General features: G+C 67.9%; 16 protein-coding genes. 5 read left to right on the top strand and 11 right to left on the bottom strand.

Annotation, left to right across the window (positions count from 1 at the left end; genetic code table 11):
• The first annotated feature begins 22 nt into the window (after window positions 1-22).
• The gene (locus tag ACFV4K_RS06275) at window positions 23-532 is read left to right on the top strand and encodes a peroxynitrite isomerase (RefSeq protein WP_379272544.1); all 510 of its coding nucleotides are present in this window, start codon (window positions 23-25) and stop codon (window positions 530-532) included.
• A gap of 210 nt (window positions 533-742) precedes the next feature.
• On the top strand, window positions 743-943 hold the full coding sequence (locus ACFV4K_RS06270) for a hypothetical protein (RefSeq protein ID WP_379272517.1): 201 nt from the start codon (window positions 743-745) through the stop codon (window positions 941-943).
• 41 nt (window positions 944-984) lie between these two features.
• On the opposite strand, the gene ACFV4K_RS06265 is transcribed toward ACFV4K_RS06270, so the two are convergent.
• The 3 genes from ACFV4K_RS06265 to ispG form a co-directional block, all read right to left on the bottom strand.
• Window positions 985-2,772, bottom strand: coding sequence for a penicillin-binding transpeptidase domain-containing protein (locus ACFV4K_RS06265; protein WP_379272515.1), 1,788 nt, complete (start codon window positions 2,770-2,772; stop codon window positions 985-987).
• An 89-nt stretch (window positions 2,773-2,861) separates the two neighbouring features.
• On the bottom strand, window positions 2,862-3,725 hold the full coding sequence (locus ACFV4K_RS06260; RefSeq protein ID WP_379272514.1) for a GNAT family N-acetyltransferase: 864 nt from the start codon (window positions 3,723-3,725) through the stop codon (window positions 2,862-2,864).
• A 157-nt stretch (window positions 3,726-3,882) separates the two neighbouring features.
• Window positions 3,883-5,016 carry a flavodoxin-dependent (E)-4-hydroxy-3-methylbut-2-enyl-diphosphate synthase gene (gene ispG, locus ACFV4K_RS06255; RefSeq protein ID WP_379272542.1) on the bottom strand — a complete coding sequence of 378 codons (1,134 nt, stop codon included), beginning with the start codon at window positions 5,014-5,016 and terminating at the stop codon, window positions 3,883-3,885.
• A gap of 207 nt (window positions 5,017-5,223) precedes the next feature.
• Between ispG and ACFV4K_RS06250 the strand changes: the two genes are divergently transcribed.
• Window positions 5,224-5,901 (top strand): endonuclease V, encoded by a 678-nt coding sequence (locus tag ACFV4K_RS06250; protein WP_379272512.1) that lies wholly within the window; start codon window positions 5,224-5,226, stop codon window positions 5,899-5,901.
• A gap of 372 nt (window positions 5,902-6,273) precedes the next feature.
• Here ACFV4K_RS06250 and ACFV4K_RS06245 read toward each other — a convergent pair whose 3' ends face one another.
• From ACFV4K_RS06245 to ACFV4K_RS06230, 4 genes are all read right to left on the bottom strand, one after another.
• The gene (locus ACFV4K_RS06245; RefSeq protein WP_379272510.1) at window positions 6,274-7,560 is read right to left on the bottom strand and encodes an HNH endonuclease; all 1,287 of its coding nucleotides are present in this window, start codon (window positions 7,558-7,560) and stop codon (window positions 6,274-6,276) included.
• Window positions 7,545-7,868 (bottom strand): hypothetical protein, encoded by a 324-nt coding sequence (locus ACFV4K_RS06240; RefSeq protein ID WP_379272508.1) that lies wholly within the window; start codon window positions 7,866-7,868, stop codon window positions 7,545-7,547. The genes ACFV4K_RS06245 and ACFV4K_RS06240 overlap by 16 nt, the downstream gene beginning before the upstream one ends.
• A 134-nt stretch (window positions 7,869-8,002) precedes the next feature.
• A complete protein-coding gene (locus ACFV4K_RS06235) occupies window positions 8,003-8,257 on the bottom strand; it encodes a hypothetical protein (RefSeq protein WP_379272507.1) in 255 nt (84 codons plus the stop codon).
• 705 nt (window positions 8,258-8,962) lie between these two features.
• On the bottom strand, window positions 8,963-9,313 hold the full coding sequence (locus tag ACFV4K_RS06230) for a MarR family transcriptional regulator (protein ID WP_379272505.1): 351 nt from the start codon (window positions 9,311-9,313) through the stop codon (window positions 8,963-8,965).
• A gap of 132 nt (window positions 9,314-9,445) precedes the next feature.
• Between ACFV4K_RS06230 and ACFV4K_RS06225 the strand changes: the two genes are divergently transcribed.
• A complete protein-coding gene (locus tag ACFV4K_RS06225) occupies window positions 9,446-10,012 on the top strand; it encodes a YbhB/YbcL family Raf kinase inhibitor-like protein (protein WP_379272503.1) in 567 nt (188 codons plus the stop codon).
• Between the two features lie 203 nt (window positions 10,013-10,215).
• Here ACFV4K_RS06225 and ACFV4K_RS06220 read toward each other — a convergent pair whose 3' ends face one another.
• Together ACFV4K_RS06220 and dxr are read right to left on the bottom strand one after the other, a co-directional pair.
• Complete coding sequence (locus ACFV4K_RS06220) at window positions 10,216-11,418, bottom strand: M50 family metallopeptidase (RefSeq protein ID WP_379272502.1); 1,203 nt, start codon at window positions 11,416-11,418, stop codon at window positions 10,216-10,218.
• Between the two features lie 24 nt (window positions 11,419-11,442).
• Entirely contained in the window at window positions 11,443-12,582 is a 1,140-nt protein-coding gene (gene dxr, locus ACFV4K_RS06215; RefSeq protein ID WP_379272500.1) for a 1-deoxy-D-xylulose-5-phosphate reductoisomerase, read from the bottom strand.
• Between the two features lie 93 nt (window positions 12,583-12,675).
• Between dxr and ACFV4K_RS06210 the strand changes: the two genes are divergently transcribed.
• On the top strand, window positions 12,676-12,960 hold the full coding sequence (locus tag ACFV4K_RS06210) for a DUF2631 domain-containing protein (protein ID WP_379272498.1): 285 nt from the start codon (window positions 12,676-12,678) through the stop codon (window positions 12,958-12,960).
• A 103-nt stretch (window positions 12,961-13,063) separates the two neighbouring features.
• Here ACFV4K_RS06210 and ACFV4K_RS06205 read toward each other — a convergent pair whose 3' ends face one another.
• Both ACFV4K_RS06205 and ACFV4K_RS06200 read right to left on the bottom strand, forming a co-directional pair.
• On the bottom strand, window positions 13,064-13,747 hold the full coding sequence (locus ACFV4K_RS06205) for a hypothetical protein (protein ID WP_379272497.1): 684 nt from the start codon (window positions 13,745-13,747) through the stop codon (window positions 13,064-13,066).
• A 262-nt stretch (window positions 13,748-14,009) separates the two neighbouring features.
• Window positions 14,010-14,717, bottom strand: coding sequence for a hypothetical protein (locus tag ACFV4K_RS06200; RefSeq protein WP_379272495.1), 708 nt, complete (start codon window positions 14,715-14,717; stop codon window positions 14,010-14,012).
• Window positions 14,718-14,766 lie beyond the last annotated feature (49 nt).

Here is a 14,766-nt window from a genome sequence, read left to right as displayed (position 1 = left end):
GCGTCGCGCCCGGCGGATTAAGCTGTCCGCCGTGCTCGAACCCGAAACCGCCGTCGCGCCCCACCCCGATATCGCCCACCTGGCCCCGCTGCTGGGCACCTGGCGCGGCCGCGGCCGCGGCGAATACCCGACCATCGACTCGTTCGAGTACCTGGAGGAAGTGCACTTCGGCCATGTCGGCCGTCCCTTCCTGACCTACCGGCAGCGCACCCGCGCCGCCGACGGCAGCCGCCCCATGCACTCCGAGACCGGCTATCTGCGCGCGCTGCCCGACGACCGGATCGAACTGATCCTGGCCCACCCCACCGGCATCACCGAGATCTGCGAGGGCCGGCTGGTCCGCGAGGACGGCGAGCTGCGCCTGGAACTCGACTCCACTTCGATCGGGATGAGCAGCAGCGCGAAGTCGGTGACCGCGCTGGGCCGGACCATCACCGTCACAGGCGACACTCTCGACTACTCCTTGCGCATGGCTGCCGTCGAGCAACCTCTCACGCATCATCTGGCAGCCACCCTGCAGCGCACGAACTGACAGTAAACTTTACGGTCGGATAGTGGCCGCGACCTGCCGTTCTTCGCCGCAAGCGGAGTGCGGCAGCACACATACGCCTTGCCTCGGCAAAAGTCACCGATTACCGTTTCATGCATCGGCAAACAGTCAGCCAACTCCTAATCGAGGACCGGATCACCGAATCCACACCGTTCGGGTCTCCTTACTCATCCCAAAACAAGGGAGCGGGATATGAAGCGCTCGGCCCTTTTGCTAGTCACCACCGCGGGCATGATTCTCGCGGGCGCCGGTGTCACCGAGATGCTCGGTGACGGATCCGTCGAGGGACCACCCGTCAGGCCCCTCGCCGACCAGCGATTCGTGACCGACAATGTCGGTGAGATCCAGTCCGCCGCATGCGTGAAGGTCGACGGCCGCTACACCGGACGCTGACTTCACCCCCGAGCGCTCGGAGACCCCTTCCTCGATAAGCCTCAATACCCGTCAGGCAGGGCCGCGACCATATCGCGGGTCACCGCCACGGCGTGGTCGGAACTGCCGCCTCGCACCACCAGGGTGGCCCAGGCCAGATCACCGCGGTATCCGATGAACCACGAATGCGAACCGCCGTCCACCTCGGCCTCACCGGTCTTCCCGTACACCTCGCCCTGATCGACGATGCGCTCGGCCGTACCGCCGAGCACCACCTTGCGCATCATCAACCGCAGACCGTCGATAACCTCAGGCTTCAACTGCGGCCGGTCCCCCGACACCTGGGTCTGATGACCCGCGATCAGATACGGCGTCGGCGCCGAACCGTGCGCCACCGTCGCCGCCACCAACGCCATCCCGAACGGGCTGGCCAGCACCTTGCCCTGCCCGATGCCGTCCTCGGCGCGCTGCACCAGATCGTGGTCGGCGGGCACCGAACCCGAGGCCGTCGGCAGGCCCGCGATCGTGTAGTCCAGGCCGAGGCCGAGCGCGGCGGCGGCCGTGCGCAGATCGTCGCCCTCGAGTTCGGAGGCGAGCTTGGCGAAGGACGTGTTGCAGGACCGCTCGTAGGCGGTCGCCATGGCCACGCTGCCGACACTGAACAGGTCGTAGTTCGGAATCGTGCGCTCCCCCACCACGATCTGACTCGGGCACGGGACCACGGTGTCGGGAGTGGCATGGCCCGCGGTCATGGCCGCGGCGGCGGTCACCGTCTTGAACGTCGAACCCGGCGGGTACAGACCGGTCGCGGCCACCGGACCGTCCTTGTCGGCCGCCTCGTTCTGGGCGACCGCCAGGATCGCGCCCGTCGAGGGCTGCACCACGACCATCATGGCCTGTTCCTTGCGGACGTCCACCGCGTGCTGCGCGGCGTTCTGGACGTAGCGGTCGACACTCAGCGAGAAGGACGGGGAGGTCTGCGGATCCACCTCCTCAAGCACGTCGGTGTCGACGCCGTTGGCGTTGACGGTCACCACGCTCCAGCCCGCCTTGCCGTCCACCTCGTCGATGACGGTCTTGCGGATCTGGGTCATGAGATCCGGGGCGAAGTGGCGGTCGGTGGGGACCAGGTCGAATTCCTTGTTGAAGGTGACCCCGGACAGGCCCATGAGGACCGAATCGACCTCGCCGAACTCCCATTCCGAGAGCTGGGCGACGGTGTAGGGGCCGTCGGCGCGGCGCGCGGTCCGCAGCAGCGTGGCGGCGTCGATCTTCTCGTCGAAGCGGCGCAAGGCATTCGCGAGCGCGATACTGACGCCGTTCGGATCGGACGAAGCGGACGGTTTGAACTGCACCCGGAACAGCGCGCCCGGCACCAGCACGTCCCCGCCGGAGCGTTCGTTCACCCGGGCCCGCGGCGCCGGGTTCGAACGCAGTTGCAGCGTCTGGGTATTGCCCAGCTGGGGGTGGATGTCGGCGGCCGACCAGCGCACCTGCCACTGGCCGCCGGCGCGGCCCATCTGCAACTGGCCCTGGTAGGTCCAGACGCGATCCTTCGGCAGATGCCATTCGTAGGTGTAGTCGACGATGGCGGTGTCGCCGGTGATCCGCGCCGCGCCGGTGGTCGCCACCAGCTTCTCCGCCTGCAACTGGTCCCACGCCGAACCGAGTGCGGCGCGGGCCTTTTCGGGCTGGCTGGTGCGGTCGGCGGCCGCGTCCACATCGTGGTCGGCGAAGTCGGAGACGAAGGCCTCGGCGGCCTGGGCGGGACCCTGGGGACCCGAGGAGCAGCCGGCCGCGGCGACCGCGACCGCGGCGGCGATCAGCGTGGAGAAGACCCGAGTTGACATCGGATCCGATGCTAGGAGCCAACTACTGGCAAACCGGTGCGACACACTGCACCGGAACGGATTTCACACCAATATCACGCGAAATTCGGTCAATCCAGCAGCACTGTCGCGAATGTGGCGACCTGCCGGAAACCGACCTTCGCGTAGGCGCGGCGCGCAACCTCGTTGTAGCAGTTGACATACAGGCTGGCCGTGCGCCCGGAGGACACCACCACATTGGCCACGGCGGCGGTGCCGGAGGTCCCGTACCCTTCGCCGCGTTTGTCCGGATGGACCCAGACGCCCTGAATCTGCCCGGTGCGCCGCGACAACGCGCCGACCTCCGCCTTGAAGACGACCTCACCGTCCTCGAAACGCGCCCAGGCCCGGCCGGATTCGATGAGCCCCGCCACCCGGCGGCGATAACTGCGTCCGCCGTCCCCGGTGCGCGGGTCGACGCCGATCTCCTCGGTGAACATGGCGATCGCCGCCACCAGGTACCGGTCGATCTCCTCGGGCCGCACCCGGCGCACCCGCAAATCCGGGGCGATGCCCGCGGGCCGATCCAGCGCGAGCAGCGGCTGATCCGCGCGCAGCTCCCGCGGCGGCCCCCAGTGCCCGGCCAGCAACTCCCACAGCGGCAGCGTCAGCTCGCGCCGCCCCACCACCGACGAGCACAGCCGCGGGTTCTTGATCGCCTTCTCCGCGAACGCGCGCAGATCCTCGCGGCCGCCGCGCAGCGGCACCAGATTCGCCCCCGAGAAGCACAGGGAGTCCCCCGGTCCGCCCCGGCTCCACAGTTCGCCGTAGACGCCGCGCTGATCCAGCCCGAACTCCTGCAGGCGCGCGGCCACCATGCAGGTCGCCACGGGATCGGTGTCGAGCACACGCAGAACCTGCGCCAGGTCGCGGTTCGCGAGCTGACGGGCCCCGGATGTCCGGCCCCGGCGAGTCGGCTCCAGCACACTCCGCACGCTCACAGCCTGCCAGAACTTCCCGCCGCGCGCCGCAAGATTGCCACCAGCCGCCCGGCGACCAGCGAAAATATCACGCGCCCAGAGGGATCGGAGGCAGCGACGGCCCGGTCCTGCGCGATTGTCGCGCGGGCCGGGCCGTGTCGATCGGGGTGGATCAGCCCGCGGTGACCACCGGGGCGCCGGAACCTGCCTCGTCGCCCATCTCCTCGGCGATGCGCAGGGCCTCTTCGATGAGGGTCTCGACGATGAGGTGCTCGGGCACGGTCTTGATGACCTCACCCTTGACGAAGATCTGGCCCTTGCCATTGCCGGAGGCGACACCCAGGTCGGCCTCGCGGGCCTCGCCGGGGCCGTTCACGACGCAGCCCATGACGGCCACGCGCAGCGGGACCTCCATGCCCTCGAGGCCCGCGGAGACCGCGTTGGCGAGGGTGTAGACGTCGACCTGGGCGCGACCGCAGGACGGGCAGGAGACGATCTCCAGCTTGCGGGGGCGCAGGTTCAGCGACTGCAGGATCTGCGAGCCGACCTTGATCTCCTCGGCCGGCGGGGCCGAGAGCGAGACCCGGATGGTGTCGCCGATGCCCTCGCTGAGCAGCGCGCCGAAGGCGACGGCGGACTTGATGGTGCCCTGGAACGCCGGACCGGCCTCGGTCACGCCCAGGTGCAGCGGGTAGTCGCACTGGGCGGCGAGCTGGCGGTAGGCCTCGACCATGATCACCGGGTCGTTGTGCTTGACCGAGATCTTGATGTCGCCGAAGCCGTGCTCCTCGAACAGGCCGGCCTCCCACAGCGCGGACTCGACCAGCGCCTCGGGGGTGGCCTTGCCGTACTTCTCGAGCAGTCGCTTGTCCAGCGAACCGGCGTTGACGCCGATGCGCAGCGGGATGCCCGCGGCACCGGCCGCCTTGGCGACCTCCTTGACGCGGCCGTCGAACTCCTTGATGTTGCCGGGGTTGACGCGCACCGCGGCGCAGCCGGCGTCGATGGCGGCGAAGATGTAGCGCGGCTGGAAGTGGATGTCGGCGATCACGGGAATCTGCGACTTCTTGGCGATGGTCGCCAGGGCGTCCGCGTCCTCCTGACGCGGGCAGGCGACGCGCACGATGTCGCAGCCGGACGCGGTCAGTTCCGCGATCTGCTGCAGGGTGGCGTTGACGTCGTGGGTCTTGGTGGTGGTCATCGACTGAACCGAGACGGGGAACTCGCTCCCCACTCCGACATTGCCCACCATCAGCTGGCGCGTCTTGCGCCGTGGTGCGAGGACGGCCGCCGGTGCGGCCGGCATCCCCAATGCGATGGCACTGCTCACGATCGGCTGCCTACTTTCCACTGATTCCTCACCCTTACCGGCTCCGAGCTTACCGAGGCTCGAATACCGGTCGCCCTGTGACGGCGGCGACAACGGTACCCGCGCCGGAAGCGGGACTCGGAAGCGGCCGGGACCTACAGTTCATATTCGTAGCAATCGACGCGAAGGTTTACGCTCCGAGAAGTGAAGGTAGCGAATCCCGGCGACTGGCCGTCCACACCGGAACAGGCAGTGGCACTTCAAGATCGGCTACGCAACGCGGTGATTCCCGCGAACCCCCGGCCACCGCAGTTCCGGACGGTCGCCGGCGTCGATTCCGCCTACGACGACCACGGAAATGTGGCCGCCGCCATCGTGATTCTCGACGCAACCACCCTCGACACCGTAGAAGCCGCCACCGCCCGCGGCACCACCGCCTTCCCCTACGTCCCCGGCCTGCTCGCCTTCCGCGAACTCCCCACCACGGTGGCGGCCCTGGAAAACCTCACCGTCACACCGGATCTGATCATCTGCGACTCCCAGGGCCTGGCCCACCCCCGCCGCTTCGGCTTCGCCTGCCACCTGGGCCTGCTGACCGGCATACCCACCCTCGGCGTCGCCAAGAACGCCTGGGGCGACTACGAGGAACCGGGCCCCGACCGGGGCTCTTCCTCCGTCATCACCATCGACGGCGACCCGGTAGGCCGAGCCCTCCGCACCCGCACCGGCGTGAAGCCGGTCTTCGTCTCAGTCGGCCATCTGATCGACCTGGACACCGCCTGCGCCCAGGTCCTGGCCCTCACCCCGGAGTTCCGCCAGCCTGAAACCACCCGCCGAGCCGACCGCCTCTGCCGGACGCTCCTGCGCGAAATGGCGCAATGAGACGCCGACCGGTCGGCCCGGTGCCTCACTGAGCGGCAATCCCGAGTAGTTGGGTGCGGGCGCTGCAATCCTGAGGCGTGTGGCCGTGGCCGGCCGTACCGGCGGTGGCGGTTGTGCAGGGGGACTGCCGTACGACGAGCTGGTCCTGCGGACTCCCGACGGCATCCCCTACGCAATCCCCGAGGTCGTACTCCTGTTCAAGGCGAAAGCCCGGAGAGCCGAGGACGAGGCAGACTTCCGGGCCGTGCTCCCCGCATTGGACCGATCACAGCGATCTCGACTGTCCATGTGGCTGCCGCAAGTGCACCTCGGCCATCCTTGGCTGGAAACACTCTCGAACCGGAGATACTGACAATCATGACGGGGACGTCGTCACATTCTGGCGCCCTTGGCCAAATTGCAGCCACGGCACAGGATCTGAAGGTTGTCGATGCTGGTCGCACCGCCTCGGCTCCAGGGAATGACATGGTCGAACTCGAGATATTCTTGCGCGCCGCACTCGACACATTTCCCACCGTCACGCTGCCAGACCCGCGACTTCACCTCCTGCGGGATCGCGCGGGAGTCGCGTTGTCCTGGCGCGAGCACCAGGCGTTTCGCGACGCGTAGCGCACCCTCGAGCACCGCGGCGACGTACTCGGCATCGCGCACCCGGTAGCTGCCACCGCCCCGGGCTGTCGTCGCATCGATCACGACCGTGTCGTATTCGTGCCGAATGGCAACGATCTTGGCCCACGCCAGTTCGGTTCCGGTGCCGGTCCCGATGAAACGCAGCTTGCTGCTGCTGCCGAGCAGGCGTCCCGTGGTTTGCTTCGGACCGTTGGCCAGGAATCGTATCTGCGTCGCGTCGACATCCACATGCAGCAATTCGTCCATCGCGAGGTGTAGGTCGGGACGGCTCAGCCGGGGAAGGTCCCCGGCCCGGACCTCGGTGAGTGACCGGCCACGAAGCATCCGTTGCCGCAGACCATGAATGAGCGACTCCGCGTCGGACAGATCGGCGGTGACCCGCAACTCGGAGACCGTCCGTTCGAAGTCGTCGAGTTCCCGCTGATCGATCTGGTTGTCAGCGAAGGCGAAGGCGACCATTCGCTCCAGATGCGCGATCGCCAGCGATCGCAGAGCTTCGCGCCCGGTGGCTTCGCTGACCATATGGAACCGAAGCATCACCCAGAGTCCGTCCCACCGCGCACCGCTCGGTCCGTCATCGGTCAGCACCTGCCACGCCTGACCTCGCCAGGTATCCATCAGATGCTGGACCTCGCGCTGACACCATTGACACGGCGACGCGACAACCGTTGGAAGAGCCGTTGATTGGCCGAAGTTCCGGCTCAGTGGTGTGCCACCGGCTCGGCGCACCGCCCTCGCCCGCCCGCACCGCTCGCACGTGGCCGGATCATGCTGCGGGTGCCGCGGTCGACGGTCAGCCGTCCAGATCGTCCCGTTCCACCACTGCAATTGCCCTGTGCCGTCGGGCGGCGCATACCAACCGGCCGCGATGACCTGCGCGGGCATCTCGACAGCCGTTGGTGGAGTAGGCCCCGCCGGAGCGACCGGCGGCGAGGGCAGCGCTTCGTCGTCGTCCACCGAGATGTTCGGAAACGATGAGCTGGCAAACGCCAGCCCAGCCCGAACCGCCACGTTCAGCCGATGCTGCATGTGGAATCGCAGCCGCTCGAAGGAGGTGGGGTCGGCGTACCCGGCGGGGCAGGTTCGGCGGTGACTGTCAGGGTCTTCGCATTCCATCCTTGCTTGAACTGCAGGGTGTGCGTGCCGGGGGTCATCGGCGTCCAGCTCAGACCTTTCAGGCTGGTGCCGCTCATGCCGATGATGTCCGAGGCGACACACTGGCCGTTGTCGTAGACGTACACGTAGTTCCCGGCCGAGCCCGTCAGGGTGGGCATCGTCGTTGCCCCCGAATTGTCGTTCAGGTCGCTCGTTACCCGATAGGTCTTCCCGACCTGCACCGGGAGCGGACCGTCGATCGGGGCGGCCCTTATCCCACGGCGGATTTCAGCAATCCGGCCATGCGTGCGGGCGCATCGCAACATCGGCGTCCGCGTGTGAGTGTCGGCGCCGGCGGTCGTTATGAGGGCTCCGACTAGTCCCAATCGAACCAATCGAAGAACTCGAACGGCAGTAGATGCTTGAACCATCCCGGAGGGATGCCCCAGCCCGGAGGGAACAGGAAGCGCTTACTCTCCCAGCTGTGGTCCCAGTGCTGATCGACAGGGGTGGGGGCGTAGTTGTCGACCACATCGGCCTGGGTCGGGACGGTCACGGCGGTGACCGGAGCCACCGCAATCGCACCGGCGAGGACGGCCCGGGCCACCGTTTGCCTGGTCATTGCGAACATTGCTGAACCTTTCTGATGGTCGAACGGTCGCATCATCGTGATGCTCCAAAATCTCGCGCTGCCGGCGCGCGAGCCTGTCACCGCGTGGTTCGCGTGGGGTTGCTGTCATGGCGCACCTCCGAATCTCTGGCCCGACGCCGGATCTCACCAGGCGGGCTGGATTCGCAACTCGCGGCGGCGGTGTATCCCGAGGTCGACCGCGCGCGAGGAATGCCACGAAGGCCCAGGGTCAATGCCGAGGGGTCTTCCCCACGCAGAGGGGGCCGACGTGCGCCATGGTAGGCATTCAAGGTCAACGGCGGGCTACGTTCGAGCCGATTCTCGGGGTCTACAGCCGAGATCGAACCCAGCGGGCGCAGCCTGGCGCACCCGTGCACTGCGCCGGCACACAACTTCTCCCCACGCGGAGGGTGTTCGGAAAACGGGGGACCATCGTTGTCGCGGATGCCGACGGCCGATAGGGGGCCCGGAGCCTGGTAAGCGTGGCCGCCGCCGACAGTACCCTTCGGCACCCTGTCAGAAGCGTGCCGCCTACCGCAGGAATCTGGGAGAGCATTCGGTCACCTTGAATGCCAGTGGTTTTCGCAAGCGGCTGCCCAGCCTGCCGCATTGATCCCGGCCGATGGATTCGACATGCGGCAGGTCAGTCGATGAGGCGACGGAGCAGGGCCAGTGCCTCCGACAGTTGCTGCCGCTCCGCTGCGGTCATGCGTTCGTCGAGGAGGTCGCGAGGTGGCCGGAGCCGGCCTCGCGGCGTTCGGTCAGCAGATCGCGGCCGGCGGGGGTGAGTTCGAGGAGTTTGCGGCGGAGGTCGGTGGGGTCGGTGGTGCGGCGGATCAGGGCGCGCTCGATGAGGGTGGATGCGGCCGTTGCGACGGACTGGTGGCGGATCTTGTCGGCGCGGGCGAGGTCGGCGACGGTAGCGGGGCCGTCTCGGTCGAGGCGTTTGAGGATCGACACCTGGGACAGGGAGATGGCGACTCCATAAAGTACAGGAAGACTGCGCAGTTGGACTGTACTAATTCGGAGAGGGTCCGATGGTGGATGGCCGCGCATGCGGGCGTGTCGGGCACGAACTCGACGATGGAATTCGGTGGGGCCGAGGAGATCTGGCGGTTCGCGGAACCACTGCTCACCTCCCCCGAAGACCGCAAGCTCTGAAACCCACCAGCACACAGGGAGAACCGAATGGCACTGCTCGGCAAGCTGTTGAAGAATCGGCGCGCGGGCGACGCGGGGCTGGCCTGGAATCGGCCGGGACTGTCCGCGTCCACGGAAATCACTGTCACCAGTGCGGATTTCGCACACGAGTCGACTCTGCCGGAGGTCCATGCCGGGAAGCGGATCGGCGGCAAGGACGAGTCTCCGGCGCTGGCGTGGTCGGCCCCGCCCGAGGGCACCGCGCAACTGCTTCTGGTCATCGAAGACCCGGACGCCCCCGGCTCAGCGCCCTTCGTGCATTGCGTCGCATTGCTCGCACCGACGGTCACCGAATTGCCGCGCGGCGCACTGGGTAAGGCCACGGCACCGGCCGAAGTCCGACTGCTGCGTTCCGACTGGGGCCGCGGCTACATGGGCCCCTCCCCCATCAAGGGACACGGCCCACACCGCTACGCGTTCCAGATCTTCGCGCTGACCGAACCCCTCACCGATGTCGAGGGCAAGCCCGTTGATTCGGTCAAACCCAAGCAGGTCCTGGCCGTGGCCCGAGCCCACGCCCGCGGCCGTATCGACGGCTTCTACGAGCGCCCCTGAGGGATCCGGTTGCGGCCGGTCGCATCTCGCGTCTCACTCGAGTGCGCTCCGGGCCACTGCGCCGCTCGCCAACGAAATCACGCACCGCCCGCGGCGGCGTCGATGATCTGCTGGCGAGTTTCCTCCGTCGGCTACGACGTTGCCGCGGTGCGTGTTTCCGAGTGGAGGTCAGACGTGGTTCGCGCCTGACCGCAGCCAACTCGTCAGGGGAACAGCTTCACCGGGTTCACGATGTCGGCGACCAGGGTGAGGATCATGTACGCGCCGCCGAGAACCACCACGACGTAGGTGGCGGGCAACAGCTTCAGGTAGTCGACGGGGGCGCCGTCGGGGAGGCCCTTGCGGTTGCGGAACACGTTGCGGAGCTTCTCGAAGATGACCACCGCCATATGGCCGCCGTCGAGGGGCAGCAGCGGGAGCAGGTTGAAGGCGCCGAGGAAGAAGTTCAGCGAGGCCAGGGTCAGGATGAACATGGACCAGAGGCCGTGTTCGGCGGTTTCGCCGCCGATCTTGGAGGCCCCGTAGACGGAGACCGGGGTTTCCGGGTCGCGGGTGCCACCGGTGACGGCATGCCAGAGGTCGACGACCTTGGACGGCATCTGGGCGAGGGACTCGACGGTGCGGACCGCGATCTGGCCGGTGAAGGCGCCGGCGGCGGGGACGGCGGCGAGGACGTTGTACTGGACCGGGCCGTAGAAGTCCTGGCCGACGCCGACCTTGGCGACCGTCTTGGGGGTGCCGTTCTTCTCCGGGTAGACGACCGCCATCTTGGGGGTGACCGGGGCGGTCATGGTCTTGCCGTCGCGTTCGAAGGTGTAGGTGAAGGGGCCGGTCTGCTTCTCGGTCTCGGCGCGGAATTCCTTCCACGTCTTGATCGGGACGTCGTTGACCTTGGTGACCTTGTCGCCCTGCTGGAGACCCGCCGATTGGGCGGGACCGGTGCCGGTGCAGTCGATCAGCTTCTGGTCGGCGGTCATGTCGGAGACGCAGCCGAGCTTGCCGAGCTGGGTTTCCGGCGGCTGATCGAAGCGGGGCAGACCCCAGCCGACAGCGAGGATCACGATGAGGATGTAGCCGATGAGGAAGTTCATCAGGATGCCGCCGGACATGACCAGCAGGCGCTTCCAGGTGGCCTGCCGGTACATCGCCCGGTCCAGGTCCTCGGGCTCGAGCTCGTCGAGGGCGGTCATGCCCGCGATATCGCAGAAGCCGCCCAGCGGCAGCGCCTTGAGACCGTATTCGGTCTCGCCGCGCCGCCACGAGAAGATCTTGGGCCCGAAACCGATGAAGTAGCGTCGCACCTTCATGCCGGTGGCCTGCGCGGTCCACATGTGACCGCATTCGTGCAGGGCGACCGAGGCCGTGATCCCGAGGGCGAACAGTGCGAAGCCGATCGCGTAGACCATCCGGTTACGAGCCCTCTCCTGCAGTCAGCCGCGCACGATCGTGCGAGCGGTGTCACGCGCCCACGTATCGGCCGCGAGCACCTCGTCCAAGCTACCGGGTTCGGCGGCCCAGCGGTCGGCGGACTCCACGACGCGCGCAACGGTTCGCACGATGTCGGGGAATCGGATGAGACCGTCCAGGAACGCCTGCACCGCGATCTCGTTGGCGGCGTTGTAGACCGCGGTCACGCAGCCACCGGCCTTCCCGGCGGTGCGGGCCAGCTCGACGGCCGGAAACACGGCGTTGTCGACGGGCTCGAAAGTCCAGGTCGAGGCGGTGGAGAAGTCGCAGGCGGCGGCCGCGCCCGGCACCCGGTCCGGCCAGCCCAGGGCCAGCGCGATGGGCAGTTTCATATCGGGCGGGCTGGCCTGGGCCAGGGTCGAGCCGTCCTTGAAGGTGACCATGGAGTGCACGATCGACTGCGGGTGCACGGTGACCTCGATGTCGTCGTAGCCGATGCCGAACAGCAGGTGCGTCTCGATCAGCTCGAGGCCCTTGTTCACCAGCGACGCCGAATTCAGCGTGTTCATCGGGCCCATGGACCAGGTCGGATGGGTCTTGGCCTCGGACGGGTTCACCGACTCCAGCATCTCGGTGGTCCAGCCCCGGAACGGCCCGCCCGAGGCGGTGAGCACCAGTTTCGACACCTCGTCGGCGCGCCCGCCGCGCAGGCACTGGGCCAGCGCCGAATGCTCGGAGTCCACCGGCACGATCTGCCCCGGCGTGGCCGCCCGCGTCACCAGCGAGCCGCCCGCCACCAGGGATTCCTTGTTGGCCAGGGCGAGCCGCCGCCCCGATTCCAGGGTGGCCAGGGTGGGCCCGAGTCCGAGCGAGCCGACCAGCGCGTTGAGCACCACGTCGGCGTCGGTGCGGCGCACCAGCTCGGTGGCGGCGTCCGGACCGGCCAGCGCCACACCGAGTTCGGCGGCCGCGGCCTCGTCGGCGACCGCCACATTGGTGGCGCCGGTGGCCGCGATCTGGCTCGCCAACAGTTCGGTGTTACCCCCGCGCGCCGCGAGCCCCACCACTTCGAAGCGGTCGGGGTTGGCGGCGATCACCTCCAGTGCCTGCGTACCAATCGAACCGGTGCTGCCCAGCAGCAGAACTCTCACAACGTCGGACACGCGCCTATTGTCCCCCGCCCCCTGGTCGCTACGACGCTGGGTCGTATGTCACGATATTGGCCAGCAATCGATTCGAGCCGTAAAGGAGCCACAGTGGCCGCCACGGAACTGGAACCCGCGCACCCCTCTGAGGTCGTCACCAAGGTCGACACCGCCGAGGTTCCGTCCGCAGCGTGGGGCTGGAGCGGCGAGTCCCGCCGGACCTTCCGCATCGCCGGCTGGGTCGTCGTCGTGATCCTGCTGACCATGCTGTTCGAGAACCAGCAGGGCAGCTCGTCGGGTACCGGCAATATCGGCTACATCGCGCTCGTGCTGTTCGCGGCGGGCCTGGCGGTCATCCTGATCCGCGACTCGATCCTGTCGCGTCGCCCGCGCTAGTCGCGAAGCCCCACAACGACATTCGGTCCGGATCGCCCCTGAGCGATCCGGACCGAATTGGTTTGTCCGCCGGGTTCTCACCGCGGCGTCGAGGCGAGGCGCCTCAGTTGGCCGGGGCGGAGTCCGGCGCGTTCATGCGGTTGTAGAGGCCGATGCCGACGGCGATGGCCGCGGGCACACCGGTCAGCACCAGACCCGAGGCGGCGCCCAGCGGGATGCCGATGGCCGCACCGGCGACACAGCCCGCGATGCCGGTCGGCACCGACATGATCACCACACCGGCGACCGCACCGCCCACCGCGCCGAGCGCGCAACCGGCGACACCGCCGACGACGGTGCCGAGCAGGGTGCCCATGGAGGTGGACAGACCGAACTGGTTGACCGCGGCCGACATGGCGGCGTCCTGGTCGGCCTGGCTGGCGACGTCGTGCAGCGCGGGAGCGGGCAGCGCCGGGGCGGGGAAGGCGGCGGCCGGGTCCAGGTTCGGGGTGAGGGTCGCGGTGTTGCCGTCGATCTGGGCGGCGACCGGGTGGGCCACATCGCCGGTCACGTAGCTCAGCGGGAACTGGGTGACGACCGCGCCGTCGGCGGCGCGCACCTGGAACTGACCGTTCTCGGTGGTCAGCGAGCCCGCGTCAGTCTTCAGAACGACGGAAGCGCCCTCGATCTTGGTATCCCAGTGGATGCCCTCGGGGGCGGCGGCCGGGGCGGCATCGGCGGTACCGGCGGAGATGCCGACGGCCGCGATGGCGAGAGCCGAGGTGGCAGCAAACTTCTTGAAACGCATTACTTTTCGTCGCTTTCTTGACTGGGCGCTTCCCTCACGGGAGCGAGGTCCTCATCGAGCACCCGAGACAAGATAAGCCAGCAAATGTTGCCTATTTGTTGCCAAATCGTGGCAAAAACGGTCCTGAACGTATGGTTTGCGTAAAGAGAGTGTTTGCCGATCATCTGTTCGGTGACTTGAGCAACTTTCCAGAACGCGAAGCGGCCCGCGTCACACCCCTCGCGAGGGGCATGGCCGCGGGCCGCGGTGCGCGAACTACCGGCTACTGCTCGGCCGGGTTGTTGATGCGGTTGAAGAAGATGATGCCGACGATGATCGCGGCGGGCACGCCGACCAGCACCAGACCGGCCGCGGCGCCCAGCGTGATACCTGTCGCGGCGCCGGCGAGCGCGCCGGGGATGGACAGCACGCCGCCGCCCGCCAGGCCGCCGATCAGGAAGCCGAGGGTGCCGCCGATGACGGTGCCGACCAGGGTGCCGATGGCGGTGGCCAGGCCGAACTCGGTGGCCGCGGCCGAGACCGCGTCATCGAAGCTGGCCTGGTGGTCGCTGGTGACCTGATGCAGCGGCAGGTTGGTCGGACGCGCGGCGGCCGGATCGGTGCTCGGGGTCAGGGTGGCGCGCAGGCCCTCGACACCGGCCTGGATCGGGTAGTCGAGATCATCGACGGTGTACGACAGCGGGACCGCGGCGACCACGATGCCGTTGTCGTCGCGCACCTGGAGCTGGCCGTTGTCGGTGGTCATCGAACCTCGGTCGGTGTCGACGACGATGGCGTTGCCCTCGATGCGGGCGTTCCAATGGATGGCGGGGGCAACCTGGTTGATGCCCTGGTTCACGCCGTCGATCAGCGAGGGCAGGACCGGCACGGGGGCCGGAGCCGGAGCGGGGTCGGCGTAGGCGACACCGGCGGTGACGCCGAGAGCCGAGATGACCAGCGCGGAGGTGGCTGCGATTTTGCTGAACTGCATGACTTCTGGCTTTCTTACGGGCGGGATTCCACCGGGTTGGCCCGGAAGA

The sequence above is a fragment of the Nocardia sp. NPDC059764 genome, assembly GCF_042732555.1.
In the GTDB taxonomy this organism is placed as follows: domain Bacteria; phylum Actinomycetota; class Actinomycetes; order Mycobacteriales; family Mycobacteriaceae; genus Nocardia.
Note: the sequence above shows the minus strand (reverse complement) of the source record. Positions and strands in the feature narration are given on the sequence as shown.

Coding starts and splice junctions, on each gene's coding strand:
- ACFV4K_RS06270 (WP_379272517.1), top strand. CDS start 743: ATGAAGCGCTCGGCCCTTTTGCTAGTCACCACCGCGGGCATGATTCTC.
- ACFV4K_RS06265 (WP_379272515.1), bottom strand. CDS start 2,772: ATGTCAACTCGGGTCTTCTCCACGCTGATCGCCGCCGCGGTCGCGGTC.
- ispG (WP_379272542.1), bottom strand. CDS start 5,016: ATGCCGGCCGCACCGGCGGCCGTCCTCGCACCACGGCGCAAGACGCGC.
- ACFV4K_RS06245 (WP_379272510.1), bottom strand. CDS start 7,560: ATGCAGCATCGGCTGAACGTGGCGGTTCGGGCTGGGCTGGCGTTTGCC.
- ACFV4K_RS06235 (WP_379272507.1), bottom strand. CDS start 8,257: ATGTTCGCAATGACCAGGCAAACGGTGGCCCGGGCCGTCCTCGCCGGT.
- ACFV4K_RS06230 (WP_379272505.1), bottom strand. CDS start 9,313: ATGCGCGGCCATCCACCATCGGACCCTCTCCGAATTAGTACAGTCCAA.
- ACFV4K_RS06225 (WP_379272503.1), top strand. CDS start 9,446: ATGGCACTGCTCGGCAAGCTGTTGAAGAATCGGCGCGCGGGCGACGCG.
- ACFV4K_RS06220 (WP_379272502.1), bottom strand. CDS start 11,418: ATGGTCTACGCGATCGGCTTCGCACTGTTCGCCCTCGGGATCACGGCC.
- ACFV4K_RS06205 (WP_379272497.1), bottom strand. CDS start 13,747: ATGCGTTTCAAGAAGTTTGCTGCCACCTCGGCTCTCGCCATCGCGGCC.
- ACFV4K_RS06200 (WP_379272495.1), bottom strand. CDS start 14,717: ATGCAGTTCAGCAAAATCGCAGCCACCTCCGCGCTGGTCATCTCGGCT.